Origin of the sequence: Streptococcus mitis, assembly GCF_047462815.1 — a bacterium.
In the GTDB taxonomy this organism is placed as follows: Bacteria; Bacillota; Bacilli; order Lactobacillales; family Streptococcaceae; genus Streptococcus; species Streptococcus mitis_DO.
In genome coordinates this window covers 51912-76663 of the sequence record NZ_JASHFB010000009.1, presented here as the reverse complement: position 1 = coordinate 76663, position 24752 = coordinate 51912, and the positions used below count along the sequence as shown (strand labels likewise).

General features: G+C 37.4%; 23 protein-coding genes and 3 pseudogenes. 19 read left to right on the top strand and 7 right to left on the bottom strand.

Annotated elements, in window-relative coordinates; genetic code table 11:
* Positions 1–46 precede the first annotated feature (46 nt).
* On the bottom strand, positions 47–1669 hold the full coding sequence (locus QM865_RS06170) for an ATP-binding cassette domain-containing protein (protein WP_414306267.1): 1623 nt from the start codon (positions 1667–1669) through the stop codon (positions 47–49).
* Positions 1670–1874: 205 nt separating this feature from the next.
* Here QM865_RS06170 and trpS point away from each other — a divergent pair, with 205 nt between their 5' ends.
* Together trpS and guaB are read left to right on the top strand one after the other, a co-directional pair.
* Positions 1875–2900 carry a tryptophan--tRNA ligase gene (gene trpS, locus QM865_RS06165; RefSeq protein WP_414306266.1) on the top strand — a complete coding sequence of 342 codons (1026 nt, stop codon included), beginning with the start codon at positions 1875–1877 and terminating at the stop codon, positions 2898–2900.
* Between the two features lie 152 nt (positions 2901–3052).
* The gene (gene guaB, locus QM865_RS06160; protein WP_000073418.1) at positions 3053–4531 is read left to right on the top strand and encodes an IMP dehydrogenase; all 1479 of its coding nucleotides are present in this window, start codon (positions 3053–3055) and stop codon (positions 4529–4531) included.
* A gap of 49 nt (positions 4532–4580) precedes the next feature.
* Here guaB and recF read toward each other — a convergent pair whose 3' ends face one another.
* Together recF and yaaA are read right to left on the bottom strand one after the other, a co-directional pair.
* Positions 4581–5678, bottom strand: a complete 1098-nt coding sequence (recF, locus tag QM865_RS06155; RefSeq protein ID WP_414306265.1) for a DNA replication/repair protein RecF — start codon at positions 5676–5678, stop codon at positions 4581–4583.
* 2 nt (positions 5679–5680) lie between these two features.
* Positions 5681–6049, bottom strand: a complete 369-nt coding sequence (yaaA, locus tag QM865_RS06150) for a S4 domain-containing protein YaaA (RefSeq protein WP_045612493.1) — start codon at positions 6047–6049, stop codon at positions 5681–5683.
* 158 nt (positions 6050–6207) lie between these two features.
* Here yaaA and yfmF point away from each other — a divergent pair, with 158 nt between their 5' ends.
* The 12 genes from yfmF to tsf all read left to right on the top strand — a co-directional run bounded on the left by yfmF (position 6208) and on the right by tsf (position 17377).
* Positions 6208–7458: an EF-P 5-aminopentanol modification-associated protein YfmF gene (gene yfmF, locus QM865_RS06145; RefSeq protein ID WP_414306264.1), complete on the top strand. Its 1251-nt coding sequence runs from the start codon at positions 6208–6210 to the stop codon at positions 7456–7458.
* Positions 7455–8738, top strand: a complete 1284-nt coding sequence (gene yfmH / locus QM865_RS06140; RefSeq protein ID WP_414306263.1) for an EF-P 5-aminopentanol modification-associated protein YfmH — start codon at positions 7455–7457, stop codon at positions 8736–8738. Before yfmF ends, yfmH begins: the two co-directional genes overlap by 4 nt.
* Positions 8739–8779: 41 nt before the next feature.
* Positions 8780–9622: a cytoskeleton protein RodZ gene (gene rodZ / locus QM865_RS06135; RefSeq protein WP_414306262.1), complete on the top strand. Its 843-nt coding sequence runs from the start codon at positions 8780–8782 to the stop codon at positions 9620–9622.
* A 10-nt stretch (positions 9623–9632) separates the two neighbouring features.
* Positions 9633–10178: a CDP-diacylglycerol--glycerol-3-phosphate 3-phosphatidyltransferase gene (pgsA, locus tag QM865_RS06130; protein WP_049521107.1), complete on the top strand. Its 546-nt coding sequence runs from the start codon at positions 9633–9635 to the stop codon at positions 10176–10178.
* Entirely contained in the window at positions 10175–11002 is an 828-nt protein-coding gene (locus QM865_RS06125) for an energy-coupling factor ABC transporter ATP-binding protein (RefSeq protein ID WP_414306261.1), read from the top strand. The genes pgsA and QM865_RS06125 overlap by 4 nt, the downstream gene beginning before the upstream one ends.
* Positions 10987–11826 (top strand): energy-coupling factor transporter ATPase, encoded by an 840-nt coding sequence (locus QM865_RS06120; RefSeq protein ID WP_414306260.1) that lies wholly within the window; start codon positions 10987–10989, stop codon positions 11824–11826. The genes QM865_RS06125 and QM865_RS06120 overlap by 16 nt, the downstream gene beginning before the upstream one ends.
* Positions 11819–12613 carry an energy-coupling factor transporter transmembrane component T family protein gene (locus QM865_RS06115; protein ID WP_414306259.1) on the top strand — a complete coding sequence of 265 codons (795 nt, stop codon included), beginning with the start codon at positions 11819–11821 and terminating at the stop codon, positions 12611–12613. Before QM865_RS06120 ends, QM865_RS06115 begins: the two co-directional genes overlap by 8 nt.
* A 58-nt stretch (positions 12614–12671) precedes the next feature.
* Complete coding sequence (gene mreC / locus QM865_RS06110) at positions 12672–13490, top strand: rod shape-determining protein MreC (protein ID WP_414306258.1); 819 nt, start codon at positions 12672–12674, stop codon at positions 13488–13490.
* Positions 13490–13984, top strand: a complete 495-nt coding sequence (gene mreD, locus QM865_RS06105; protein ID WP_261058378.1) for a rod shape-determining protein MreD — start codon at positions 13490–13492, stop codon at positions 13982–13984. Before mreC ends, mreD begins: the two co-directional genes overlap by 1 nt.
* Positions 13985–14077: 93 nt before the next feature.
* Positions 14078–15265, top strand: a complete 1188-nt coding sequence (gene pcsB, locus QM865_RS06100; RefSeq protein WP_414306257.1) for a peptidoglycan hydrolase PcsB — start codon at positions 14078–14080, stop codon at positions 15263–15265.
* A gap of 216 nt (positions 15266–15481) precedes the next feature.
* Positions 15482–16258 (top strand): 30S ribosomal protein S2, encoded by a 777-nt coding sequence (gene rpsB, locus QM865_RS06095; RefSeq protein WP_049521101.1) that lies wholly within the window; start codon positions 15482–15484, stop codon positions 16256–16258.
* A gap of 78 nt (positions 16259–16336) precedes the next feature.
* A complete protein-coding gene (gene tsf, locus QM865_RS06090) occupies positions 16337–17377 on the top strand; it encodes a translation elongation factor Ts (protein WP_033682512.1) in 1041 nt (346 codons plus the stop codon).
* 76 nt (positions 17378–17453) lie between these two features.
* Here tsf and QM865_RS06085 read toward each other — a convergent pair.
* From QM865_RS06085 to QM865_RS06070, 4 genes and pseudogenes are all read right to left on the bottom strand, one after another.
* Positions 17454–17591 (bottom strand): annotated as a pseudogene (locus QM865_RS06085) (transposase); the annotation flags it as partial.
* A 71-nt stretch (positions 17592–17662) separates the two neighbouring features.
* A complete protein-coding gene (cysK, locus tag QM865_RS06080) occupies positions 17663–18589 on the bottom strand; it encodes a cysteine synthase A (RefSeq protein ID WP_414306256.1) in 927 nt (308 codons plus the stop codon).
* Between the two features lie 96 nt (positions 18590–18685).
* Positions 18686–18781, bottom strand: a pseudogene (locus QM865_RS06075) (PH domain-containing protein); the annotation flags it as partial.
* Between the two features lie 93 nt (positions 18782–18874).
* Positions 18875–19510, bottom strand: coding sequence for a YigZ family protein (locus tag QM865_RS06070; RefSeq protein ID WP_414306255.1), 636 nt, complete (start codon positions 19508–19510; stop codon positions 18875–18877).
* Positions 19511–19566: 56 nt separating this feature from the next.
* Between QM865_RS06070 and QM865_RS06065 the strand changes: the two genes are divergently transcribed.
* The 5 genes and pseudogenes from QM865_RS06065 to rplI all read left to right on the top strand — a co-directional run bounded on the left by QM865_RS06065 (position 19567) and on the right by rplI (position 24710).
* Positions 19567–20865, top strand: a complete 1299-nt coding sequence (locus tag QM865_RS06065; RefSeq protein ID WP_414306254.1) for a DEAD/DEAH box helicase — start codon at positions 19567–19569, stop codon at positions 20863–20865.
* On the top strand, positions 20862–21524 hold the full coding sequence (locus QM865_RS06060) for a ComF family protein (protein ID WP_414306253.1): 663 nt from the start codon (positions 20862–20864) through the stop codon (positions 21522–21524). The genes QM865_RS06065 and QM865_RS06060 overlap by 4 nt, the downstream gene beginning before the upstream one ends.
* Positions 21525–21603: 79 nt before the next feature.
* A complete protein-coding gene (gene hpf / locus QM865_RS06055) occupies positions 21604–22152 on the top strand; it encodes a ribosome hibernation-promoting factor, HPF/YfiA family (RefSeq protein ID WP_004255322.1) in 549 nt (182 codons plus the stop codon).
* 135 nt (positions 22153–22287) lie between these two features.
* Positions 22288–24261: pseudogene (locus QM865_RS06050) on the top strand (DHH family phosphoesterase).
* Positions 24258–24710 carry a 50S ribosomal protein L9 gene (rplI, locus tag QM865_RS06045; RefSeq protein WP_414306252.1) on the top strand — a complete coding sequence of 151 codons (453 nt, stop codon included), beginning with the start codon at positions 24258–24260 and terminating at the stop codon, positions 24708–24710. The pseudogene QM865_RS06050 and the gene rplI overlap by 4 nt, the downstream one beginning before the upstream one ends.
* The last annotated feature ends 42 nt before the right edge of the window (positions 24711–24752 follow it).

Below are 24752 nucleotides of genomic sequence, written 5' to 3'. Positions count from 1 at the left end.
GTTAGAAAACTCAGCTGGTTAACCCAACTGAGTTTTGAAGTTTTATTTAGTCTTTCCAAAGTTCTTTAACTTTTGCTTGTACTTCTTCATTTTCTAGGAATTCATCATAGGTTTCATCGATACGATCGATGACGCCATTTTTAGACAAGACAATAATATGGTTAGCCAAAGTTTGAATAAACTCGTGGTCATGACTGGCAAAGATGATTGATTCTTTAAAGTTTTTCAATCCATCATTCAAGCTTGAGATAGATTCCAAGTCCAAGTGATTGGTTGGATCATCGAGGACAAGGACATTTGATTTCAAGAGCATGAGTTTTGAAAGCATGACACGGACTTTTTCTCCCCCTGACAAGACGTTGACAGGTTTGTTAACCTCATCTCCAGAGAAGAGCATACGACCAAGGAAACCGCGTAGGAAAGTATTGTCATCTTCTTCTTTACTTGCGAATTGACGCAACCAGTCAAGGATTGATTCTCCCCCTGCAAAATCAGCTGAGTTATCTTTTGGCAGGTAAGATTGACTAGTTGTAACTCCCCACTTGACAGTTCCTTCATAGTCAATATCTCCCATGATTGCACGAATTAATGCAGTCGTTTGGATATCATTTTGTCCAATAAGAGCTGTCTTATCACCTGGACGCAAGATACAGCTGATATTATCTAAAATAGTCTCACCATCAATCTTTACAGTTAGATTTTCTACTGTCAAGAGATCATTACCAATCTCACGTTCTGCTTTAAAGTTGATAAATGGATATTTACGACTAGATGGCACAATCTCTTCTAATTCAATCTTATCAAGCATTTTCTTACGTGATGTTGCTTGTCTTGATTTAGAAGCATTGGCAGAGAAACGAGCAACGAATTCTTGCAATTGCTTAATTTTTTCTTCTGCTTTGGCATTACGGTCGGCTAGCAATTTAGCAGCAAGCTCAGAAGATTCTTTCCAGAAGTCATAGTTTCCGACATAGAGTTTGATTTTTCCAAAGTCAAGGTCGGCCATGTGGGTACATACTTTATTCAAGAAGTGGCGGTCATGAGATACTACGATAACTGTATTATCAAAGTCAATCAAGAAGTCTTCTAGCCAAGTAATAGATTGGATATCCAAACCGTTAGTAGGCTCGTCCAAAAGAAGAACATCTGGTTTACCAAAAAGTGCTTTGGCGAGGAGAACCTTCACTTTCTCACCATTGGCCAATTCGCTCATATTTTGGTAGTGCAATTCTTCTGGAATGTTTAGGTTTTGAAGTAGTTGAGAGGCTTCACTTTCTGCTTCCCAGCCTCCAAGCTCGGCAAACTCTCCTTCAAGTTCAGCAGCACGGACTCCGTCCTCATCTGAGAAATCTTCCTTCATGTAGATAGCATCTTTTTCCTTCATGATGCTATAAAGTTTTTCATTTCCCATGATAACGACATCAATAGCACGTTCATCTTCATAGTCAAAGTGATTTTGACGAAGAACAGAGAGACGCTCATCTGGACCAAGAGAGATGTGACCAGTAGTAGGTTCGATATCTCCAGCTAAAATTTTTAAAAAGGTTGATTTTCCGGCACCATTAGCACCGATTAATCCATAAGTATTTCCTTCTGTAAATTTGATATTGACATCATCAAAAAGTTTGCGATCACTAAAACGTAGTGAAACATCAGATACTGTAAGCAATGTTTTTCTCCTATATATGTAATATATTTATTCTACTAGAAAATACGGAAATATTCAAATTTTTATCTGTTAATTTTGTGTAAATTACATTTACAGTACACTTTACACAAAACCGTGAATAGCAAGGTTGATTTATTTTGATAAATTGCGGTTATTTCATTAAAAAAATGCTATAATTGAAGGGACTATATCGAAGGAGAACAAAATGACTAAACCCATTATTTTAACAGGAGACCGTCCAACAGGAAAATTGCATATTGGACATTATGTTGGAAGTCTCAAAAATCGAGTATTATTACAGGAAGAGGATAAGTATGACATGTTTGTGTTCTTGGCTGACCAACAAGCCTTGACAGATCATGCCAAAGATCCTCAAACCATTGTAGAGTCTATTGGAAATGTGGCTTTGGATTACCTTGCAGTTGGATTGGATCCGAGTAAATCAACTATCTTTATTCAAAGCCAAATTCCAGAATTAGCTGAGTTGTCTATGTATTATATGAATTTGGTGTCATTAGCACGTTTGGAGCGAAATCCCACAGTAAAAACAGAGATTTCTCAGAAAGGGTTTGGAGAAAGCATTCCGACAGGATTCTTGGTCTATCCAATCGCTCAAGCAGCTGACATTACTGCTTTCAAAGCTAATTATGTTCCTGTTGGGACAGATCAGAAACCAATGATTGAGCAAACTCGCGAGATTGTTCGTTCTTTTAACAATGCATATAACTGTGATGTCTTGGTAGAACCGGAAGGTATTTATCCAGAAAATGAAAGAGCAGGTCGTTTGCCTGGTTTAGATGGAAATGCTAAAATGTCTAAATCACTCAATAATGGTATTTATTTAGCTGATGATGCGGATACTTTGCGTAAAAAAGTAATGAGTATGTATACAGATCCAGATCATATCCGCGTTGAGGATCCAGGTAAAATTGAAGGAAATATGGTTTTCCATTATCTAGATGTTTTTGGTCGTCCAGAAGATGCTCAAGAAATTGCTGAAATGAAAGAACATTATCAACGAGGTGGTCTTGGTGATGTGAAAACCAAACGTTATTTACTTGAAATATTAGAACGTGAACTTGGTCCTATTCGTGAGCGCCGTATTGAATTTACTAAGGATATGGGAGAAGTTTATAATATGCTTCAAAAAGGTAGTGAAAGAGCGCGTGAAGTTGCAGGTCAAACCCTATCTGAGGTTAAAGGAGCAATGGGACTTCATTACTTTAACTAAGTTTATTTTTACAAGAAACTATCATTTCTATCAGAAAGAAAGGATAGTTTTTTATTTACCCCTGTAACATTTGACAAATTTTTATAGAATGGTATGATAGATACAATATAAAAAGAGTCAAGCTCAAAAATAAAGAAAAGAGGAAACTTCGAATGTCTAATTGGGACACTAAATTTTTGAAAAAAGGTTTTACCTTTGATGATGTATTGCTTATTCCAGCTGAAAGTCATGTGTTGCCTAACGATGCAGATTTAACAACTAAATTGGCAGATAATTTGACTTTAAATATCCCAATTATTACCGCTGCTATGGACACAGTAACAGAGAGTCAAATGGCCATTGCTATTGCTCGTGCAGGTGGTCTCGGAGTTATCCATAAAAATATGTCAATTGCTCAACAAGCAGACGAGGTTCGCAAGGTAAAACGTTCTGAAAATGGAGTTATTATTGATCCATTCTTCTTGACGCCTGAACATACAATTGCTGAAGCAGATGAGCTTATGGGACGTTACCGCATCAGTGGTGTTCCAGTTGTTGAAACACTTGAAAATCGTAAATTGGTTGGTATTTTGACAAACCGAGATCTTCGTTTTATTTCAGATTATAACCAACCAATCTCAAACCATATGACTAGTGAAAATCTTGTGACTGCTCCTGTGGGTACAGACCTTGCAACAGCTGAGAGTATTCTTCAAGAACACCGTATTGAAAAACTTCCGTTGGTAGATGAAGAAGGCCGTCTTTCTGGTTTGATTACTATCAAAGATATTGAAAAAGTTATTGAGTTTCCAAATGCGGCTAAAGATGAGTTTGGTCGTCTCTTAGTTGCAGGTGCAGTAGGTGTTACTTCAGATACCTTTGAACGTGCAGAGGCACTTTTTGAGGCAGGGGCGGATGCGATTGTTATTGATACTGCACATGGTCATTCTGCAGGTGTCTTGCGTAAAATTGCTGAGATTCGTGCTCACTTCCCAGATCGTACTTTGATTGCTGGAAATATTGCAACTGCTGAAGGTGCACGTGCCCTTTATGAAGCAGGTGTAGATGTTGTCAAGGTTGGTATTGGACCAGGTTCTATCTGTACTACTCGTGTGATTGCTGGTGTTGGTGTTCCACAAGTAACAGCTATCTATGATGCTGCAGCCGTTGCGCGTGAATATGGCAAAACGATCATTGCTGACGGTGGAATCAAGTATTCTGGAGATATTGTAAAAGCCCTTGCTGCAGGTGGAAATGCTGTTATGCTTGGATCAATGTTTGCTGGAACTGATGAAGCTCCAGGTGAAACTGAAATCTTCCAAGGACGTAAGTTCAAGACTTACCGTGGTATGGGATCAATCGCAGCAATGAAGAAAGGTTCAAGCGATCGTTACTTCCAAGGTTCTGTCAATGAAGCAAATAAACTTGTTCCAGAAGGAATTGAAGGTCGTGTTGCTTATAAAGGAGCGGCAGCTGATATTGTCTTTCAAATGATTGGTGGTATTCGCTCTGGTATGGGTTACTGTGGTGCAGCTAACCTTAAAGAGTTGCATGATAATGCTCAATTTATTGAAATGTCCGGTGCTGGTTTGAAAGAAAGCCACCCTCATGATGTACAAATTACTAATGAGGCACCAAATTATTCTATGTAAAAGAAATGAAAAGAACTCCTGCGAAAACAGGAGTTCTTTTACATTGTTGTCAAGTTTCGTTTACAAAAACTTTACCATCTTGAATAGCAAAAATACTTAGATTTTCTGGTAGATTTTGAAGATGATCTAAGCTTGTTGTTGTAATAAAGGTTTGGGTTGACTGAGAAATCGTTTCTAATAATTTTAGTTGTCTGGTATTGTCAAGTTCGCTCATAACATCGTCAAGTAGCAATATTGGAGATTCTGTAGTAATACTTTCCATTAATTCGATTTCTGCCAATTTTATCGATAGGACGAGACTACGATGTTGACCTTGACTTCCAAAACTAGCATCCATCCCATTTATATAAAAAGAAATATCATCTCGATGAGGACCAACATCAGTATTCTTTTTAAATAAATCTCTAGACCTACTTTTTTCTAAAGCAATTTTGAAAGATTCTGATAAGTCTTCTTTGTCAGTTATCTTGACAGAAGATTGATAGGATATTGACAACTCTTCAATCTGATTAGAAAGTTCAAAATGTTTCTTACGACCAAATGCTTCTAGTTTTTTTATGAAATCTAAGCGGTGATTCATTACACGACATCCATAATCAATTAGCTGATCATCCAACACAGAAAGGAAGGTTTCATCTATTTTTTGAGCTGATTTTAGATAAGTATTTCTTTGTTTTAGGATGTGATTATAATTGGTTAAGTCAGATAGATAGATTGGCTTAATTTGTCCAAGCTCCATATCAATAAATTTTCGTCGAACTGAAGGTGCTCCTTTAATTAGTTGTAAATCTTCAGGAGCAAATAATACAACATTCATGTGTCCTACATAATCTGAAAGGCGTGCCTGTTTTAAATGATTAACTTTTGTCACACGGCCTTTTTGTGTTAGTTCTATTTCTAGGGGAATGGATCCAATTTTTTTCTGAACGAGACCTGAAAGATGAAGTTGTTCCTCATCAAAATGAATGAGATTTTTATCTGTTCGAGTTCGATGACTACGCGTTAAGGCTAAAAAATAGATAGCCTCTAGCATATTTGTTTTTCCTTGTGCATTACGTCCCAAAAAGACATTCAATTTAGGATTAAAGTCTATTTTCGTCTCTTTGTAATTACGAAAAGTTTTGAGAGATAGATGTTGTAGCCACATGATTATCTACCAGGGAATCGTGGAGCTTGTTTGCTTTTGGGTAATGAAGTAGGTTTGGATTTGTCTTTTTTAACTCCCTTATTCATCTCCTTTACAAGTTTAGCGATCCGTTCTTTTTCAACTTTATCAGCTTGGTATTCATCTTGTTCTTCAGAAGTAGGTTGTGTCAACAAGATGTCAATATTCATGTCAGGGATGTCAATTTTATCACCAATGCGAAGTTTTTTACCACGACGACTTTCTAACTCCCCATTAAAGTAAACAGAATGTTCAGAGAGAAAGGATTTGATAGCTCCTCCGCTATGTGTAATTCCAAGTTCTTTGAGTAGTGCTTGGAGGGTAATAAATTCTTCAAATAATTTGTATTCCATAATTCACCTCAATCTTTGGTATTATACCATATTTTCCTAAAAATGGTGAGAGAAACAGGGAGAAATGTAAGCGATTTTTATTTCAAAAGTGTTACAGGGAACAAGAAAATTTCAGGTTTTCGTGATATAATAGAAGTCTGTATATAAGGAGGTAAATCATGGAGTTAGTGCATGGAATTTCAACACATTTTATCCAATCAAAGAAGTTTAAAACGAACAAAATCACCGTGCGTTTTACCGCTCCATTATCTCTTGATACGATTGCAGGTCGCATGTTGAGTGCGAGTATGCTAGAGACTGCTAACCAGCTGTACCCTACTTCTCAAAATTTGAGGAGACACTTGGCTAGTCTATATGGTACAGATATGTCAATCAATTGTTTTAGAAGAGGGCAAAGTCATATTGTAGAATTGACATTTACTTATGTTCGTGATGAGTTTTTAAGTAAGAAAAATGTGCTAACTTCTCAGGTTTTGGAACTAGTAAAAGAAACTCTTTTTTCACCCGTGATAGTTGATAATGGATTTGATCCAGCCTTATTTGAAATTGAGAAAAAGCAATTGCTAGCAAGTTTAGCAGCTGATATGGATGATTCTTTTTATTTTGCACATAAAGAATTAGATAAATTATTTTTTCATGATGAACGTCTCCAATTGGAGTATAGTGATTTACGAAATCGTATTTTAGCTGAAACTCCACAAAGTTCTTATTCTTGTTTCCAAGAATTTTTGGGCAATGATCGAATAGATTTCTTTTTCCTGGGTGATTTTAATGAGGTTGAAATTCAAAATGTATTAGAATCATTTGGTTTTAAAGGTCGAGAAGGTAATGTAAAGATTCAGTATTGTCAACCTTATTCCAATATCCTTCAGGAAGGAATGGTTAGGAAAAATGTGGGACAGTCTATTTTAGAGTTGGGCTATCATTGTTCTGCTGAATATGGTGATGAGCAACATTTACCCATGATTGTAATGAATGGTTTACTTGGTGGATTTGCTCACTCTAAGCTCTTTACAAATGTTCGTGAAAATGCTGGGTTAGCTTATACCATTTCAAGTCAGCTTGATTTATTTAGTGGATTTTTAAGGATGTATGCTGGTATTGATCGAGAAAATCGGAACCAGGCTCGAAAAATGATGAATAATCAACTGCTTGATTTAAAAAAAGGTCATTTTACAGACTTGGAGTTAGAGCAGACCAAGGAAATGATTCGTCGGTCTTTGTTACTTTCTCAAGATAATCAATCTTCATTAATTGAACGTGCTTATCAAAATGCCTTACTTGGAAAATCTTCAGCAGACTTTAAAAGTTGGATTGAAAAGCTTGAACAAATTGACAAAGATGCTATTTGTAGAGCAGCTAATAATGTGAAGTTACAAGCAATTTACTTTATGGAAGGAATAGAATGACAAAGGTTGTTTTTGAAGAAAAATACTATCCAGCTGTAAAAGAAATGGTTTATCGAACTCGTTTGGCAAACGGATTGACAGTAGCTCTTCTACCTAAAAAGGAATTTAAAGAGGTTTACGCGAGTGTAACTGTACAGTTTGGCTCGGTAGATACGCTTGTCACAGAAGTTGACGGAGATGTAAAACAATATCCTGCGGGAATTGCTCATTTTCTTGAACATAAATTATTTGAGAGAGAAGATTCTAGCGATTTGATGTCAGCTTTTACGAGTCTAGGTGCAGATAGTAATGCCTTTACAAGCTTTACAAAAACAAGCTATCTTTTTTCAGCAACGGATCATTTTTTAGAAAATTTAGAGTTACTTGATGAATTGGTAACATCAGCACATTTTACTGAATATTCCATTTTAAGAGAGCAGGATATTATTCAGCAAGAACGAGAAATGTATCAAGATGACCCAGATTCGTGTTTATTCTTTTCAACTTTAGCGAATTTGTATCCTGGTACACCTTTAGCAACTGATATAGTTGGAAGTGAGGAGTCCATTTCTCAAATTAATCTAACTAATTTGCAAGAAAATTTTACAAGATTTTACAAACCTGTAAACATGTCTCTGTTTTTAGTTGGTAATTTTGATGTGGATCAAGTACAGGACTATTTTGAAAGAAAAGAACTGAAAGATTTAGATGTTCAGGAAGTAGTAAGAGAAAAAATTGTTTTACAGGCTGTAAAGCAAACAGACAGTATGAGAATGGAAGTATCTTCTCCTAAACTAGCGATTGGGATTAGAGGTAAGCGAAAAGTTGCTGAAGCGGATTGCTATCGACATCATATTTTATTAAAATTATTGTTTGCAATGATGTTTGGTTGGACTTCGGATCGTTTTCAAAAGTTATATGAATCAGGTAAAATAGATGCTTCCTTATCTCTTGAAATTGAAGTAACAAGTCGTTTTCATTTTGTTATGTTGACAATGGATACGAAAGAGCCAGTTGCTTTATCTCATCAGTTTAGGAAGGCTATTCGTAATTTTACAAAGGATTTGGATATTACAGAGGATCATTTAGATATTATCAAAAGAGAGATGTTTGGAGAATTTTTCAGTAGCATGAACTCTCTTGAATTTATTGCAACGCAATATGATGCTTTTGAACATGGTGAGACAATTTTTGATTTACCAAAGATTTTACAGGAAATTACTTTAGAGGATGTCCTTGAAGCAGGGCATCACTTAATAGATGAAGGGGATATAGTTGATTTTACAATATTCCCATCGTAGTAACCTATCATAATAGACACTAGAAAGAAGGGATGACAAGTATGAGGAAAAAAACAATTGGTGAGGTTTTACGATTAGCTAGAATCAATCAGGGATTGAGTTTAGATGAATTGCAGAAAAAGACAGAAATCCAGTTAGATATGTTGGAAGCAATGGAAGCAGACGATTTCGATCAACTTCCAAGTCCTTTTTACACGCGTTCTTTCTTGAAAAAATATGCATGGGCTGTTGAGTTAGATGATCAAATTGTTTTGGATGCTTATGATTCGGGGAGTATGATTACTTATGAGGAAGTAGATGTTGATGAAGATGAGTTGACAGGTCGTAGACGTTCAAGTAAGAAAAAGAAGAAAAAAACATCCTTTTTACCTTTATTTTATTTTATCCTTTTTGCTTTATCGATTTTAATTTTTGTGACCTATTATGTTTGGAACTATATTCAAACTCAACCAGAGGGGCCTTCTCTTTCTAATTACAGTGTGGTTCAATCAACAAGTTCAATAAGTTCAACTAGCTCTGTTCCTCACTCCTCAAGTAGTAGTTCATCTAGCAGTTCTTCTAGTATAGAATCAGCTATAAGTGTATCAGGCGAAGGAAATCATGTAGAAATCGCTTATAAGACAAGTAAGGAAACAGTTAAATTGCAATTGGCAGTTTCAGATGTTACAAGTTGGGTCAGCGTTTCAGAAAGCGAACTTGAGGGCGGTGTAACCTTATCGCCAGAGAAGAAAAGTGCGGAAACAACAGTTGCAACTAAAAGTCCTGTAACAATTACGTTAGGTGTTGTAAAAGGCGTTGCTTTGACAGTAGATAATCAGACTGTTGATTTATCGAAATTAACAGCTCAGACTGGACAAATCACTGTAACCTTTACTAAAAATTAAGGAAAAACGAATGAAAAAAGAACAAATTCCCAATCTCTTAACAATAGGTCGAATTCTCTTTATACCTATTTTTATCTTTATTTTAACGATAGGAAATTCGGTAGAGAGTCATATAGTGGCAGCTATTATCTTTGCTGTTGCCAGTATTACCGACTATTTAGACGGATATTTAGCTCGTAAATGGAATGTGGTCAGTAATTTTGGTAAATTTGCAGATCCTATGGCGGATAAGTTACTAGTTATGTCGGCTTTTATTATGTTGATTGAGCTAGGTATGGCTCCAGCTTGGATTGTTGCAGTGATCATCTGTCGTGAGTTAGCTGTGACAGGTTTAAGGCTTTTATTGGTTGAAACTGGTGGAACGGTTTTAGCAGCGGCAATGCCTGGAAAAATTAAAACTTTCAGTCAGATGTTTGCCATTATTTTCTTGCTATTACATTGGACTTTGCTTGGTCAAGTTCTACTTTATGTAGCCTTATTTTTCACTATCTACTCTGGCTATGATTATTTCAAGGGTAGTGCCTATGTATTTAAAGGGACATTTGGTTCGAAATGAAATCAGTAATTGATGTAAAAAATCTTTCTTTTCGCTATAAGGAAAGTCAGGAATATTACGATGTGAAGGATATTACGTTTCACGTGAAACGTGGAGAATGGCTTTCGATTGTAGGGCATAATGGTAGTGGTAAATCAACGACAGTACGGTTAATTGATGGCTTACTGGAAGCAGAATCCGGAGAGATTGTAATTGATGGCCAACGGCTGACTGAGGAAAATGTTTGGAGTATACGTCGTCAAATCGGTATGGTTTTTCAAAATCCAGATAATCAATTTGTTGGAGCGACTGTTGAAGATGATGTTGCCTTTGGTTTGGAAAATCAAGGACTTTCTCGTCAAGAAATGAAAAAGAGAGTGGAAGAAGCTCTGGATTTGGTTGGCATGTTAGACTTAAAAAAGAGAGAGCCAGCGCGTCTATCAGGTGGCCAAAAGCAACGTGTGGCTATTGCAGGTGTTGTAGCCCTAAGACCAGCTATTTTAATCCTAGATGAAGCAACGAGTATGTTGGATCCTGAGGGACGTAGAGAACTGATTGAGACAGTAAAAGCAATTCGAAAAGACTATGATATGACCGTCATTTCCATTACCCATGATTTGGAAGAAGTCGCCATGAGTGATCGCGTATTGGTCATGAAAAGAGGGGAAATTGAATCAACTAGTAGTCCAAGAGATCTTTTCTCTCGAAATGATTTAGATCAAATTGGATTAGACGATCCTTTTGCCAATCAATTAAAACATTCTTTGAGCCAGAATGGCTATGATTTGCCTGAAAATTATTTGACAGAAAGTGAGCTAGAGGATAAGCTATGGGAATTGCTCTAGAAAATGTGAGTTTTACATATCAAGAAGGTACTCCCTTAGCTTCAACAGCTTTGTCGGATGTTTCTTTAACGATTGAAGATGGTTCTTATACGGCTTTAATTGGCCACACAGGTAGTGGCAAATCAACCATTTTACAACTTTTAAACGGTTTATTGGTGCCAAGTCAAGGAAGCGTGCAGGTTTTTGATACCTTAATCACTTCGACGTCTAAAAATAAAGATATTCGTCAAATTAGAAAACAGGTTGGCTTGGTATTTCAGTTTGCTGAAAATCAGATCTTTGAAGAAACAGTTTTGAAGGATGTTGCTTTTGGACCGCAAAATTTTGGAGTTTCTGAAGAAGATGCGGAGAAGATTGCGCGTGAGAAACTGGCTCTGGTTGGAATTGATGAATCGCTTTTTAATCGCAGTCCGTTTGAGTTGTCAGGTGGACAAATGAGACGTGTAGCCATTGCAGGCATACTTGCCATGGAGCCAGCTATATTAGTCTTAGATGAACCTACAGCAGGCCTAGATCCCTTGGGGAGAAAAGAGTTGATGAATTTGTTCAAAAAACTCCACCAGTCAGGGATGACTATTGTCTTAGTCACGCATTTGATGGATGATGTTGCTGAATATGCGAATCAAGTCTATGTGATGGAAAAGGGACGTTTAGTTAAGGGTGGCAAACCGAGTGATGTCTTTCAAGATGTTGTCTTTATGGAAGAAGTGCAGCTGGGAGTACCTAAGATTACAGCATTTTGTAAACGATTGGCTGATAGAGGCGTGTCATTTAAACGATTACCGATTAAGATAGAGGAGTTCAAGGAGTCGCTAAATGGATAGTATGATTTTGGGGCGTTATATCCCAGGGGATTCGATTGTTCACCGATTGGATCCACGTAGTAAATTACTGGCTATGATGCTACTGATTTTGATCGTTTTTTGGGCTAATAATCCCTTGACGAATTTGATTCTTTTTATAGCGACAGGGATATTTATTGCCTTGTCAGGAGTATCTCTTTCATTTTTTGTTCAGGGCTTGAAATCTATGTTTTTCTTGATTGCCTTCACAACTATTTTTCAACTGTTTTTCATTTCTAGTGGGAATGTTTTATTTGAGTTTTCGTTTGTGAGAATCACGGATTATGCTTTGCAACAAGCTGGAATTATTTTTTGTCGCTTTGTATTGATTATTTTCTTTTCAACTTTGTTAACCTTAACGACCATGCCCTTAAGTTTGGCCTCAGCTGTCGAAGCTTTGTTAGCGCCTTTAAAACGTGTGAGAGTTCCAGTTCATGAAATTGGATTGATGCTGTCCATGAGTCTACGTTTTGTCCCAACATTGATGGATGATACGACGCGGATTATGAATGCGCAGAAAGCGCGTGGAGTGGATTTTGGAGAAGGAAGTATTGTTCAAAAAGTAAAGGCTATGATTCCTATTTTGATTCCTCTTTTTGCGACAAGTTTAAAACGTGCAGATTCCTTGGCTATCGCCATGGAAGCGCGTGGTTATCAGGGTGGGAAAGGCAGAAGTCAATACCGACAATTGAAATGGACTCGAAAAGATACGCTAGCAATCCTTGTTATTCTCGTACTTGGTTGTTGTTTATTTTTCTTAAAATCTTAGTAGATTTCAGAAATTGATAAAAAGTTACTGTAACAGTTTTTGATATAAAGGTAGGGATATGAACCGTTTTAAAAAATCAAAATATGTCATTATTGTTTTTGTCACTGTTCTGCTTGTCTCAGCTCTCTTAGAGACGACTTATTCAAGCGCAATTGTGACAAAATTAGGAGATGGAATCTCATTGGTTGATAGGGTTGTGCAAAAACCTTTTCAGTGGTTTGATTCTGTCAAATCAGATTTGGCACATTTGACACGAACATATAATGAAAATGAAAGTTTGAAGAAACAAATTTACCAGTTAGAAGTTAAATCGAATGAGGCGGAAAGTTTAAAGACAGAAAATGAACAATTGCGCCAATTGCTTGATATGAAGTCTAAATTGCAAGCCACAAAGACTTTAGCAGCAGATGTTATTATGCGTTCTCCGGTATCTTGGAAACAGGAATTGACCCTGGATGCAGGCAAATCAAAAGGGGCTTCTGAGAACATGTTAGCTATTGCAAATGGTGGTTTGATTGGGAGCGTTTCAAAAGTAGAGGAGAACTCTACCATGGTCAACCTTCTAACAAATACGGAAAATGCTGATAAGATTTCTGTTAAAATTCAACATGGTTCTACTACAATTTATGGAATTATTGTTGGCTACGACAAGGAAAATGAAGTTCTTAAAATTAGCCAATTAAATAGCAATAGCGATATTAGTACAGGTGATAAGGTGACAACGGGTGGATTAGGAAACTTTAACGTTGCGGATATTCCTGTTGGTGAAGTGGTTGCCACAACGCATAGTACAGACTATTTGACACGAGAAGTAACTGTTAAATTGAGTGCAGATACTCATAATGTGGATGTGATAGAATTAGTGGGGAATTCATAATGAGACAGTTAAAGCGGGTTGGAGTGTTTTTATTGCTTCCTTTCTTGGTTCTAATTGACGCCCATATTAGCCAGCTTCTGGGCTCATTTTTCCCCCATGTACATTTGGCTAGTCATTTTCTTTTTCTATTTCTCTTATTTGAGACGATCGAAGTATCAGAGTATCTCTACCTAGTCTATTGTTTTGTGATAGGCTTGGTTTACGATATTTACTTTTTCCATCTAATAGGGATTGCAACTCTCTTATTTATCTTATTGGGAGCGTTTCTTCATAAATTGAATAGTGTTATTTTGTTGAATCGTTGGACAAGAATCTTGGCTATGATTGTTATGAGTTTTCTATTTGATATGGGAGCTTATCTCTTTGCATTAGTGGTAGGTTTAACTGTAGATAGTCTGCCGATTTTTATCGTTTATAGCCTAGTACCATCCATGATTTTAAATCTTGTGTGGATGCTTATTTTTCAGTTTATTTTTGAAAAATATTATCTATGAGAAAGAAACAAAAATGTAACAAAGGCGTAATATTCATTAGGCCTTTTTTTGGTATACTAGTATTGTCTTTAAAAGAAGGAGTATCTACGTAATATGAAGAAAAAAATCTTAGCGTCACTTTTATTAAGTACAGTAATGGTTTCTCAAGTAGCTGTTTTAACAACTGCGCATGCAGAAACGACTGATGACAAAATTGCTGCTCAAGATAATAAAATTAGTAACTTAACAGCACAACAACAAGAAGCCCAAAAACAAGTTGACCAAATTCAGGAGCAAGTATCAGCTATCCAAGCTGAGCAATCTAACTTGCAAGCTGAAAATGATAGATTACAAGCAGAATCCAAAAAACTTGAGAGTGAGATTACAGAACTTTCTAAAAACATTGTATCTCGCAATGATTCTTTGGAAAAACAAGCTCGCAGTGCTCAAACAAATGGAGCTGCAACTAGCTACATCAATACAATTGTAAACTCAAAATCAATTACAGAAGCTATTTCACGTGTTGCTGCAATGAGTGAAATCGTATCTGCAAACAACAAGATGTTGGAACAACAAAAAGCAGATAAACAAGCTATTTCTGAAAAACAAGTAGCAAATAATGATGCAATTAATACAGTTATTGCAAATCAACAGAAATTGTCTGATGATGCACAAGCTCTAACAACGAAACAAGCTGAGTTGAAGGCTGCAGAATTAAATCTTGCTGCTGAAAAAGCGACAGCAGAAGATGAAAAAGTAAGTTTGCTAGAGAAAAAAGCAGAAGCAGAAGCGGCAGCAAAAGCAGCAGCAGAGGCAGAAGCAGCTTACAAGGCAAAACAAGTAAGTCAACAACAAACAGTTGTTGCTTCTGGAAATACGACTTTTGCAGCACAGGTTCAAGCTGTAGCTTCTTCGGAATCAACAACATATACTCCTGTGGCAGTCAAACAACGCCCAACATACAGTACAAATGCTTCAAGTTATCCAATTGGAGAATGTACATGGGGAGTTAAAACATTAGCACCTTGGGCTGGAGACTATTGGGGTAATGGAGCACAGTGGGCTACAAGTGCAGCTGCTGCAGGATTCCGTACAGGTTCGACACCTCAAGTTGGTGCGATTGCATGTTGGAATGATGGTGGATATGGACACGTAGCGGTAGTCACTGCTGTAGAATCAACAACACGTATCCAAGTGTCAGAATCAAATTATGCTGGTAATCGCACGCTTGGAAATCATCGTGGGTGGTTCAATCCGACAACTACGTCGTCAGGTTTTGTAACATATATTTATGCAGATTAATTAGAAAAGGAGACTTAATAGAGTCTCTTTTTTTAGTGGCGATAGTCTCTCTAAAAAAATTCTTAAAAAACTTGAAAATATTGAAAAAGTATGGTAAAATGAAACTTGTCGTGTGAACGATAATACTCATTCTTGATGAATTGTGAGACAGTTGCCCTTGGGTCGTTTTGCGAGTTGAAGTCAAGAAGAGGAAAAAAACAAAAAGGAGAAATACTCATGGCAGTAATTTCAATGAAACAACTTCTTGAGGCTGGTGTACACTTTGGTCACCAAACTCGTCGCTGGAACCCTAAGATGGCTAAATACATCTTTACAGAGCGTAACGGAATCCACGTTATCGACTTGCAACAAACTGTAAAATACGCTGACCAAGCATACGACTTCATGCGTGATGCAGCAGCTAACGATGCAGTTGTATTGTTCGTTGGTACTAAGAAACAAGCGGCTGATGCAGTTGCTGAAGAAGCAGTACGTTCAGGTCAATACTTCATCAACCATCGTTGGTTGGGTGGAACTCTTACAAACTGGGGAACAATCCAAAAACGTATCGCTCGTTTGAAAGAAATCAAACGTATGGAAGAAGATGGAACTTTCGAAGTTCTTCCTAAAAAAGAAGTTGCACTTCTTAACAAACAACGTGCACGTCTTGAAAAATTCTTGGGTGGTATCGAAGATATGCCTCGTATTCCAGATGTGATGTATGTAGTTGACCCACATAAAGAGCAAATCGCTGTTAAAGAAGCTAAAAAATTGGGAATCCCAGTTGTAGCGATGGTTGACACAAACACTGATCCAGATGATATCGATGTAATCATCCCAGCTAACGATGACGCTATCCGCGCTGTTAAATTGATTACAGCTAAATTGGCTGACGCTATCATCGAAGGACGTCAAGGTGAAGATGCAGCAGTTGAAGCAGAATTTGCAGCTTCAGAAGCTCAAGCAGATTCAATCGAAGAAATCGTTGAAGTCGTAGAAGGCGACAACGCTTAATTCATATAAATAGTAATTACCTAGGAGGGCGGGGCTTAGCCCGGCTCTCCTATTTTTAAAAAATATAGGAGAATCAAAATGGCAGAAATTACAGCTAAACTTGTAAAAGAGTTGCGTGAAAAATCTGGTGCCGGTGTTATGGACGCTAAAAAAGCGCTTGTAGAAACAGACGGTGATATCGAAAAAGCGATTGAATTGCTTCGTGAAAAAGGTATGGCTAAGGCAGCTAAGAAAGCTGACCGTGTTGCTGCAGAAGGTTTGACTGGTGTTTATGTTAACGGTAATGTTGCAGCAGTTATTGAAGTAAACGCTGAAACTGACTTCGTTGCGAAAAACGCTCAATTCGTTGAATTGGTAAATACTACAGCTAAAGTTATTGCTGAAGGAAAACCTGCTAACAATGAAGAAGCTCTTGCTTTGACAATGCCTTCAGGTGAAACTCTTGAAGCTGCATACGTATCTGCAACAGCAACTATCGGAGAAAAAATCTCATTCCGTCGCTTTGCATTGATTGAAAAAACAGATGCACAACACTTTGGAGCATACCAACATAACGGTGGACGTATCGGTGTTATTTCAGTTGTTGAAGGTGGAGACGAAGCTCTTGCTAAACAATTGTCAATGCACATCGCAGCGATGAAACCAACAGTTCTTTCTTACAAAGAATTGGATGAGCAATTCGTTAAAGATGAGTTGGCACAATTGAACCACGTTATCGACCAAGACAACGAAAGCCGTGCAATGGTTAACAAACCAGCTCTTCCACATTTGAAGTATGGATCAAAAGCTCAATTGACTGATGAAGTAATTGCGCAAGCTGAAGCTGACATCAAAGCTGAATTGGCTGCAGAAGGTAAACCAGAAAAAATCTGGGACAAAATCATCCCAGGTAAAATGGATCGCTTCATGCTTGATAACACTAAAGTTGACCAAGCTTACACACTTCTTGCACAAGTTTACATCATGGATGACAGCAAGACAGTTGAAGCATACCTTGAATCAGTTAACGCTTCAGTAGTTGAGTTCGCTCGCTTTGAAGTTGGTGAAGGTATTGAAAAAGCTGCAAATGACTTTGAAGCTGAAGTTGCAGCTACAATGGCAGCAGCCTTGAATAACTAATTATAGAAGAGTCTGAGATAAAATAGTTCTCAAACACAAAAAAGCTAGAGATTTCCAATTGTGGAACTCTAGCTTTTTAATTTTTAGTCGTTTTCTTATTGTATTTTAGGAGGTTGTTGGCCATAAGTACCAATCCCATGTCAATTCTCACTTGATGCTTACCTCTCAGTTTACATCTCTTGTAACCCAAACAAGCCTTTATCTGTCCAAAGACTTTTCTATGCAGTCAATTTTTCAGGATAAAAACAAAAAGCCCTATAATAAGGGCTAAATGTATTTAGGAGACTACACTTCAAATTCATAGAGTGCTGTAGAGAGATAACGTTCACCGTTATCTGGTGCTAGAGCAAGGACTTTCTTACCTGTACCTAATTTCTTAGCAACTTCAATTGCTCCATAGATAGCTGCAGCTGAAGAAATCCCTACAAGGAAACCTTCTTTTCCACCAATTTCACGACCGAGTGCGAGAGCATCGTCTGATGTTACACGAACGATACCATCATAAGCCTTTGTATCTAGTGTATCAGGAATAAATCCAGCTGATATACCTTGAATTTTGTGAGGACCAGGTTTTTCACCAGATAGAATAGCAGATTCATCTGCTTCTACTGCATAAACTTGAATGTTTGAATTTGCTGCTTTGAGTGCATGAGAAACACCAGAAATTGTTCCACCAGTACCAACTCCAGCAACAAAGGCATCTAATCCATCTTTACCGAAAGCAGCTAGTATCTCAGCTCCTGTTGTTCTTTCGTGTACTTCTGGATTTGCTGGATTGTCGAATTGAAGAGGAAGGAAACCATCACGTTCAGCAGCGATTTCTTGAGCCTTGGCAATAGCACCCTTCATTCCTTCGCTACCAGGCGTAAGGACGAGTTCAGCGCCATAGGCTTGGATAATCTTACGGCGTTCTACACTCATAGTTTCAGGCATAACAATGACAACTTTATATCCTTTAGCAGCACCTACCCATGACAGCCCAATACCAGTGTTTCCACTTGTTGCTTCAACAATAGTAGAACCAGGTTTCAGAATACCGTCTTGTTCAGCTTTTTCAATCATGCTAAGGGCAATACGGTCTTTTACAGAAGAACCAGGGTTAAATGCTTCAAGTTTTACATAGACATCTGCAGCACTTTCTGGCACAATGTTGTTGAGTTTAACAATCGGAGTTTGACCGATTAGTTCAGTAATGTTGTTATAAATAGACATATGAATACCTCTTTGTATAAGATATCTCTAGTATAACGCTATCTATACCATTTGTAAAATATAGAAATCCTATCGAAGTGATAGGATTTTTTTATATCATAGGTCTAAGCCATTAATTTTTAAGTGATTGTGACAAGCTAATTCTAGTAAATAGGTGAAAAGGAGAACGCTATCCGTTTTCTTTTTGAATTGCTTCATTTTCTAGTAGGTCTTGGCAAGTATCTTTTTATGTTGCTAATTAAAGTAGCGGTGAGAATGTCAGTGAAACACTGTATTATCTATTATTTACACTAAGTTTACAGGAACTTCAACTTCTCGTAAACCTTGATCAGTTAAAGTGACTTTTCCATTAAAAAACTCCACAAGTGCAGCTTTAATATTTTCTTTTTCTTCCTTGTCAACATAAATCACCGTATCGACTTGATCTGTAAAGTTTGTATCCAGCTCCATGAGATTATGTTCTTTAAGGAAGTTACTGTATTCTTGATATTGAGCGTAAGACATTTGAATAGCAATGCCAGCCTGTTCCTTTATTTCAATGATGCCAATTTCTTTGACAGCTAAGGCCACACTGCCGGCGTATGCACGAATCAATCCGCCAGCGCCTAGCTTAATGCCACCAAAGTAGCGTGTCACGACTACACAGACATTGGTGAGATTGTGATTTTCTAGTACCCCTAGCATGGGAACGCCAGCAGTACTACTAGGCTCACCATCATCACTTGTACGTTTGATTTCACTACGTTCCCCAATAATAAAAGCAGAGCAGTTATGCGTCGCTTTGTAGTGTTCTTTTTTGATGGCAGTAATGAAGTCACGAGCCTCTTCTTCGCTATAAACACGCTTGGCATGACAGATAAAGCGTGATTTTTTGATTTCTTCTTGGACTTGTCCGTCCTCTTTAATTGTTCTAAATTCCATGATTTAATTGTACTAAAAAATCATCTAAAGTGCTAGATTTTTACGAATAAAGAAGTATGAAAGTAAATCCAAATTATCTCGGTCGTTTGTTTACGGAGAATGAATTAACAGAAGAGGAACGTCAGTTGGCGGAGAAACTTCCAGCAATGAGAAAGGAGAAGGGAAAACTTTTCTGTCAACGTTGTAATAGTGCTATTCTAGAAGAATGGTATTTGCCCATCGGTGCTTACTATTGTCGAGAGTGCTTGCTGATGAAGCGAGTTAGGAGTGATCAAGCTTTATACTATTTTCCGCAGGAGGATTTTCCGATGCAAGATGTTCTTAAATGGCGTGGTCAATTAACTCCTTTTCAAGAAAAGGTGTCAGAGGGACTGATTCAAGCAGTAGACAAGCAAGAGCCAACCTTGGTACATGCGGTGACAGGGGCTGGAAAGACAGAAATGATTTATCAAGTTGTGGCTAAGGTGATTAATAGGGGTGGTGCAGTATGTTTGGCCAGTCCTCGAATAGATGTATGCTTGGAATTGTATAAGCGCCTGCAAGATGATTTTGCTTGCGAGATATCCCTTCTACACGGAGAATCAGAACCGTATTTCCGAACCCCATTAGTTGTTGCGACGACCCATCAGTTATTGAAATTTTATCAAGCTTTTGATTTGCTGATAGTGGATGAAGTAGATGCCTTTCCTTATGTTGATAATCCAACGCTTTACCATGCTGTCAAGAATAGTGTAAAGGAGAGTGGGTTGAGAATCTTTTTAACGGCGACTTCGACAGATGAGTTAGATAGGAAGGTTCGCATAGGAGAATTAAAACGATTGAGCTTGCCTGGACGATTTCATGGGAATCCTTTGATTATTCCTAAACCAGTTTGGTTATCGGATTTTAATCGCTATTTAGATAAGAATCGTTTGTCACCAAAGTTAAAGTCTTATATTGAGAAACAGAGAAAGACAGCTTATCCGTTACTCATTTTTGCATCAGAAATTAAGAAAGGGGAGCAGCTAAAAGAAATCTTACAGGAGCAATTTCCAAATGAGAAAATCGGATTTGTGTCTTCTGTAACAGAAAATCGATTAGAGCAAGTGCAAGCTTTTCGAGATGGAGAACTGACAATACTTATCAGTACGACAATCTTGGAACGAGGAGTTACCTTCCCTTGTGTGGATGTTTTTGTAGTAGAGGCCAACCATCGTCTGTTTACCAAGTCTAGTTTGATTCAGATTGGTGGACGAGTTGGACGAAGCATGGATAGACCGACAGGAGATTTGATTTTCTTTCATGACGGGTTAAATGCTTCAATCAAGAAGGCAATTAAGGAAATTCAGCAGATGAACAAGGAGGCAGGCTTATGAAGTGTTTGTTATGTGGGCAGACTATGAAGACTGTTTTAACTTTTAGTAGTCTCTTGCTTTTGAGGAATGATGATTCTTGTCTTTGTTCAGACTGTGATTCTACTTTTGAGAGAATTGGAGAAGAGCACTGTCCAAACTGTATGAAAATAGGATTGTCAACAAATTGTCAAGATTGTCAACTTTGGTGTAAAGAAGGAATTGAGGTTAGTCATAGCGCGATTTTTACTTACAATCAAGCTATGAAAGATTTTTTCAGTCGGTATAAGTTTGATGGCGACTTCCTTTTAAGAAAAGTTTTTGCTTCATTTTTAAGTGAGGAGTTGAAAAAGTACAAAGAGTATCAATTTATAGTCATTCCATTAAGTAAGGAGAGATATGCTGACAGAGGATTTAATCAGGTTGAAGGTTTAGTTGAAGCAGCAGGTTTCAAGTATCTAGATTTATTAGATAAAAGAGAAGAGAGAGCTAGCTCTTCTAAAAGTCGTTCAGAACGCTTGGGAACAGAACTTCCTTTCTTTCTTAAAAGTGGAGTCAGCATTCCTAAGAAAATTCTACTTATAGATGACATTTATACTACAGGAACAACTATGAATCGTGTGAAGAAACTGCTGGAAGAAGCTGGTGCAGAGGATGTAAAAACATTTTCCCTTGTAAGATGAGGAAAAAATTTGCAAAAATAAAATGAAAGCGTTATAATAAAATCAGAAAAACAAAAATGTTTAGAAAGAAGGTACTCATATGATTAAATATAGTATCCGTGGTGAAAACCTAGAAGTAACAGAAGCAATTCGTGATTATGTAGTTTCTAAACTCGAAAAGATCGAAAAGTATTTTCAAGCTGAACAAGAGTTGGATGCTCGAGTTAACTTGAAGGTGTATCGTGAAAAAACTGCTAAAGTGGAGGTGACGATTCCACTTGGTTCAATTACTCTTCGTGCAGAAGATGTGTCTCAAGATATGTATGGTTCAATTGACCTTGTAACCGATAAAATTGAACGTCAGATTCGTAAAAATAAAACAAAAATCGAGCGTAAAAATAAAAATAAGGTAGCAACTAGTCAGTTATTTACAGATGCTTTGGTGGAAGATACAAATGTTGTCCAGTCTAGAGTTGTTCGTTCAAAACAAATTGATTTAAAACCAATGGATTTGGAAGAAGCTATTCTACAAATGGATTTATTGGGACATGATTTCTTTATCTATGTGGATGTTGAAGATCAGACAACTAATGTGATTTATCGTCGTGAAGATGGAGAAATTGGTTTGTTAGAAGTTAAAGAATCTTAATTTCAATATGTGTAAAGGTAGGTTTACTGAATTGTAAACCTCCTTTTTCTTACAATGGATGGAATTACTGATTACACTTTTAAAAAGTCGCTTTTTGGTGGTTATTATGGTATAATGGGTGCCAAGAGGTTTGGAATGAAAAAATTTTATGTAAGTCCTATTTTCCCCTTAATATTAGGAATAGTGGCGTTCGGAGTGCTATCTGTGCAACTTGTTTTTGTAACGAATACACTGGTAACGCTATTTCTTTTGCTACCTATTTTGGGTTCATATATTTTACTATTCATCCATCAGAGAGACTACTACTCAAAGAGTGAAGTAGAACAAATCCAGTATGTAAACCACCAAGCTGAAGAAAGTTTGACAACCTTGTTAGAACAGATGCCTGTTGGAGTTATTAAGTTAGACTTGTCGTCAGGTGAAGTTGAATGGTTTAATCCTTATGCTGAATTGATTTTGACTAATGAAGTAGGCGAGATTGATGTGGCATTAATTCAAACAATTATCAAGGCTTCTGTGGGGAATCCAGGTTCTTATGCTACCTTGGGTGAGATCCGTTATTCGGTTCATATGGACAAGGTATCTGGAGTTCTTTATTTCTTTGATGTGTCTGGAGAATACGAAGCGACTGTTGAGTTAGTGACAAGTCGACCTGTGATTGGAATTGTTTCTGTTGACAACTACGATGATTTAGAAGATGAAACATCAGAGTCTGATATCAGTCATATCAATAGTTTTGTAGCCAATTTTGTTTCAGAATTTGCTGGTAAACATGCCATGTTCTCCCGTCGAGTAAGTATGGATCGCTTTTATCTATTTACGGACTACACGGTGCTTGAGGGATTGATGAATGATAAATTTTCTGTTGTTGATTCTTTCAGAGAAGAGTCGAAACAGAGACAGTTGCCTTTGACCTTAAGTATGGGATTTTCTTATGGTGATGGAAATCATGATGAGATAGGGAAAGTTGCTTTGCTCAACTTGAACTTGGCTGAGGTGCGTGGTGGCGACCAGGTGGTTGTCAAAGAAAACAACGAAACGAAAAATCCCGTTTATTTTGGTGGTGGGTCTGCTGCTTCAATCAAACGTACACGGACTCGTACGCGCGCTATGATGACGGCTATTTCAGATAAGATTCGGAGTGTGGATCAAGTTTTTGTAGTTGGTCACAAAAATCTAGATATGGATGCTTTGGGTTCTGCTGTAGGTATGCAGTTATTTGCTAGTAATGTGACTGAAAATAGTTATGCTCTTTATGACGAAGAACAAATGTCTCCGGATATTGAACGAGCTGTTACATTCTTAGAAAAAGAAGGAGTTACGAAGTTGTTGTCTGTTAAGGATGCAATGGGGATGGTGACTAATCGTTCTTTGTTGATTCTTGTAGACCATTCAAAGACAGCCTTAACATTATCAAAAGAATTTTATGATTTGTTTACTCAAACTATTGTCATTGACCACCACAGACGGGATCAGGATTTCCCAGACAATGCAGTTATCACTTATATCGAAAGTGGTGCAAGCAGTGCCAGTGAGTTGGTAACGGAATTGATTCAGTTCCAAAATTCTAAGAAAAATCGTTTGAGTCGTATGCAAGCCAGTGTTTTGATGGCTGGTATGATGCTGGATACTAAAAATTTCACCTCACGAGTGACTAGTCGGACATTTGATGTTGCTAGCTATCTCAGAACGCGCGGAAGTGATAGTATTGCTATCCAAGAAATCGTTGCGACAGATTTTGAAGAATATCGTGAGGTCAATGAACTGATTTTACAGGGGCGTAAATTAGGTTCAGATGTATTGATAGCAGAGGCTACGGATTCGAAATGCTATGATACAGTTGTTATTAGTAAGGCAGCAGATGCCATGTTAGCTATGTCAGGTATTGAAGCGAGTTTTGTTCTTGCGAAAAATACACAAGGCTTTATATCCATCTCAGCTTGAAGTCGTAGTAAACTGAATGTACAACGGATTATGGAAGAGTTAGGAGGTGGAGGCCACTTTAATTTGGCAGCAGCTCAAATTAAAGATTTAACCTTGTCAGAAGCAGGTGAAAAACTGACAGAAATTGTATTAAATGAAATAAAGGAAAAGGAGAAAGAAGAATGAAAGTAATCTTTTTAGTAGATGTTAAAGGAAAAGGTAAAAAAGGCGAAATTAAGGAAGTACCAACAGGGTATGCGCAAAACTTTCTTATCAAAAAGAATCTAGCCAAAGAAGCGACTGCTCAAGCGGTAGGTGAGCTTCGCGGTAAACAAAAATCTGAAGAAAAAGCTCACGCTGAGATGATTGCAGAAGCAAAAGCAATTAAAGCACAACTTGAAGCAGAAGAAACTGTTGTAGAATTTGTTGAAAAAGTTGGTCCAGATGGCCGTACTTTTGGTTCTATTACCAATAAGAAAATTGCAGAAGAATTGCAAAAGCAATTTGGAATTAAGATTGATAAACGTCATATCCAAGTACAAGCTCCGATTCGAGCGGTTGGTTTGATTGATGTGCCAGTGAAAATCTATCAAGATATCACAAGTGTAATCAATCTTCGTGTGAAAGAAGGATAAATTTACACCTTCTTGACAAGATTGTAAAAGGAAGGGAAGTCT

Excerpts from the sequence above, each read along its gene's own strand:
- trpS (WP_414306266.1), top strand. The coding sequence starts at position 1,875 with ATGACTAAACCCATTATTTTAACAGGAGACCGTCCAACAGGAAAATTG.
- guaB (WP_000073418.1), top strand. The coding sequence starts at position 3,053 with ATGTCTAATTGGGACACTAAATTTTTGAAAAAAGGTTTTACCTTTGAT.
- recF (WP_414306265.1), bottom strand. The coding sequence starts at position 5,678 with ATGTGGCTACAACATCTATCTCTCAAAACTTTTCGTAATTACAAAGAG.
- yaaA (WP_045612493.1), bottom strand. The coding sequence starts at position 6,049 with ATGGAATACAAATTATTTGAAGAATTTATTACCCTCCAAGCACTACTC.
- yfmF (WP_414306264.1), top strand. The coding sequence starts at position 6,208 with ATGGAGTTAGTGCATGGAATTTCAACACATTTTATCCAATCAAAGAAG.
- yfmH (WP_414306263.1), top strand. The coding sequence starts at position 7,455 with ATGACAAAGGTTGTTTTTGAAGAAAAATACTATCCAGCTGTAAAAGAA.
- rodZ (WP_414306262.1), top strand. The coding sequence starts at position 8,780 with ATGAGGAAAAAAACAATTGGTGAGGTTTTACGATTAGCTAGAATCAAT.
- pgsA (WP_049521107.1), top strand. The coding sequence starts at position 9,633 with ATGAAAAAAGAACAAATTCCCAATCTCTTAACAATAGGTCGAATTCTC.
- QM865_RS06125 (WP_414306261.1), top strand. The coding sequence starts at position 10,175 with ATGAAATCAGTAATTGATGTAAAAAATCTTTCTTTTCGCTATAAGGAA.
- QM865_RS06120 (WP_414306260.1), top strand. The coding sequence starts at position 10,987 with ATGGGAATTGCTCTAGAAAATGTGAGTTTTACATATCAAGAAGGTACT.
- QM865_RS06115 (WP_414306259.1), top strand. The coding sequence starts at position 11,819 with ATGGATAGTATGATTTTGGGGCGTTATATCCCAGGGGATTCGATTGTT.
- mreC (WP_414306258.1), top strand. The coding sequence starts at position 12,672 with ATGAACCGTTTTAAAAAATCAAAATATGTCATTATTGTTTTTGTCACT.
- mreD (WP_261058378.1), top strand. The coding sequence starts at position 13,490 with ATGAGACAGTTAAAGCGGGTTGGAGTGTTTTTATTGCTTCCTTTCTTG.
- pcsB (WP_414306257.1), top strand. The coding sequence starts at position 14,078 with ATGAAGAAAAAAATCTTAGCGTCACTTTTATTAAGTACAGTAATGGTT.
- rpsB (WP_049521101.1), top strand. The coding sequence starts at position 15,482 with ATGGCAGTAATTTCAATGAAACAACTTCTTGAGGCTGGTGTACACTTT.
- tsf (WP_033682512.1), top strand. The coding sequence starts at position 16,337 with ATGGCAGAAATTACAGCTAAACTTGTAAAAGAGTTGCGTGAAAAATCT.
- cysK (WP_414306256.1), bottom strand. The coding sequence starts at position 18,589 with ATGTCTATTTATAACAACATTACTGAACTAATCGGTCAAACTCCGATT.
- QM865_RS06070 (WP_414306255.1), bottom strand. The coding sequence starts at position 19,510 with ATGGAATTTAGAACAATTAAAGAGGACGGACAAGTCCAAGAAGAAATC.
- QM865_RS06065 (WP_414306254.1), top strand. The coding sequence starts at position 19,567 with ATGAAAGTAAATCCAAATTATCTCGGTCGTTTGTTTACGGAGAATGAA.
- QM865_RS06060 (WP_414306253.1), top strand. The coding sequence starts at position 20,862 with ATGAAGTGTTTGTTATGTGGGCAGACTATGAAGACTGTTTTAACTTTT.
- hpf (WP_004255322.1), top strand. The coding sequence starts at position 21,604 with ATGATTAAATATAGTATCCGTGGTGAAAACCTAGAAGTAACAGAAGCA.
- rplI (WP_414306252.1), top strand. The coding sequence starts at position 24,258 with ATGAAAGTAATCTTTTTAGTAGATGTTAAAGGAAAAGGTAAAAAAGGC.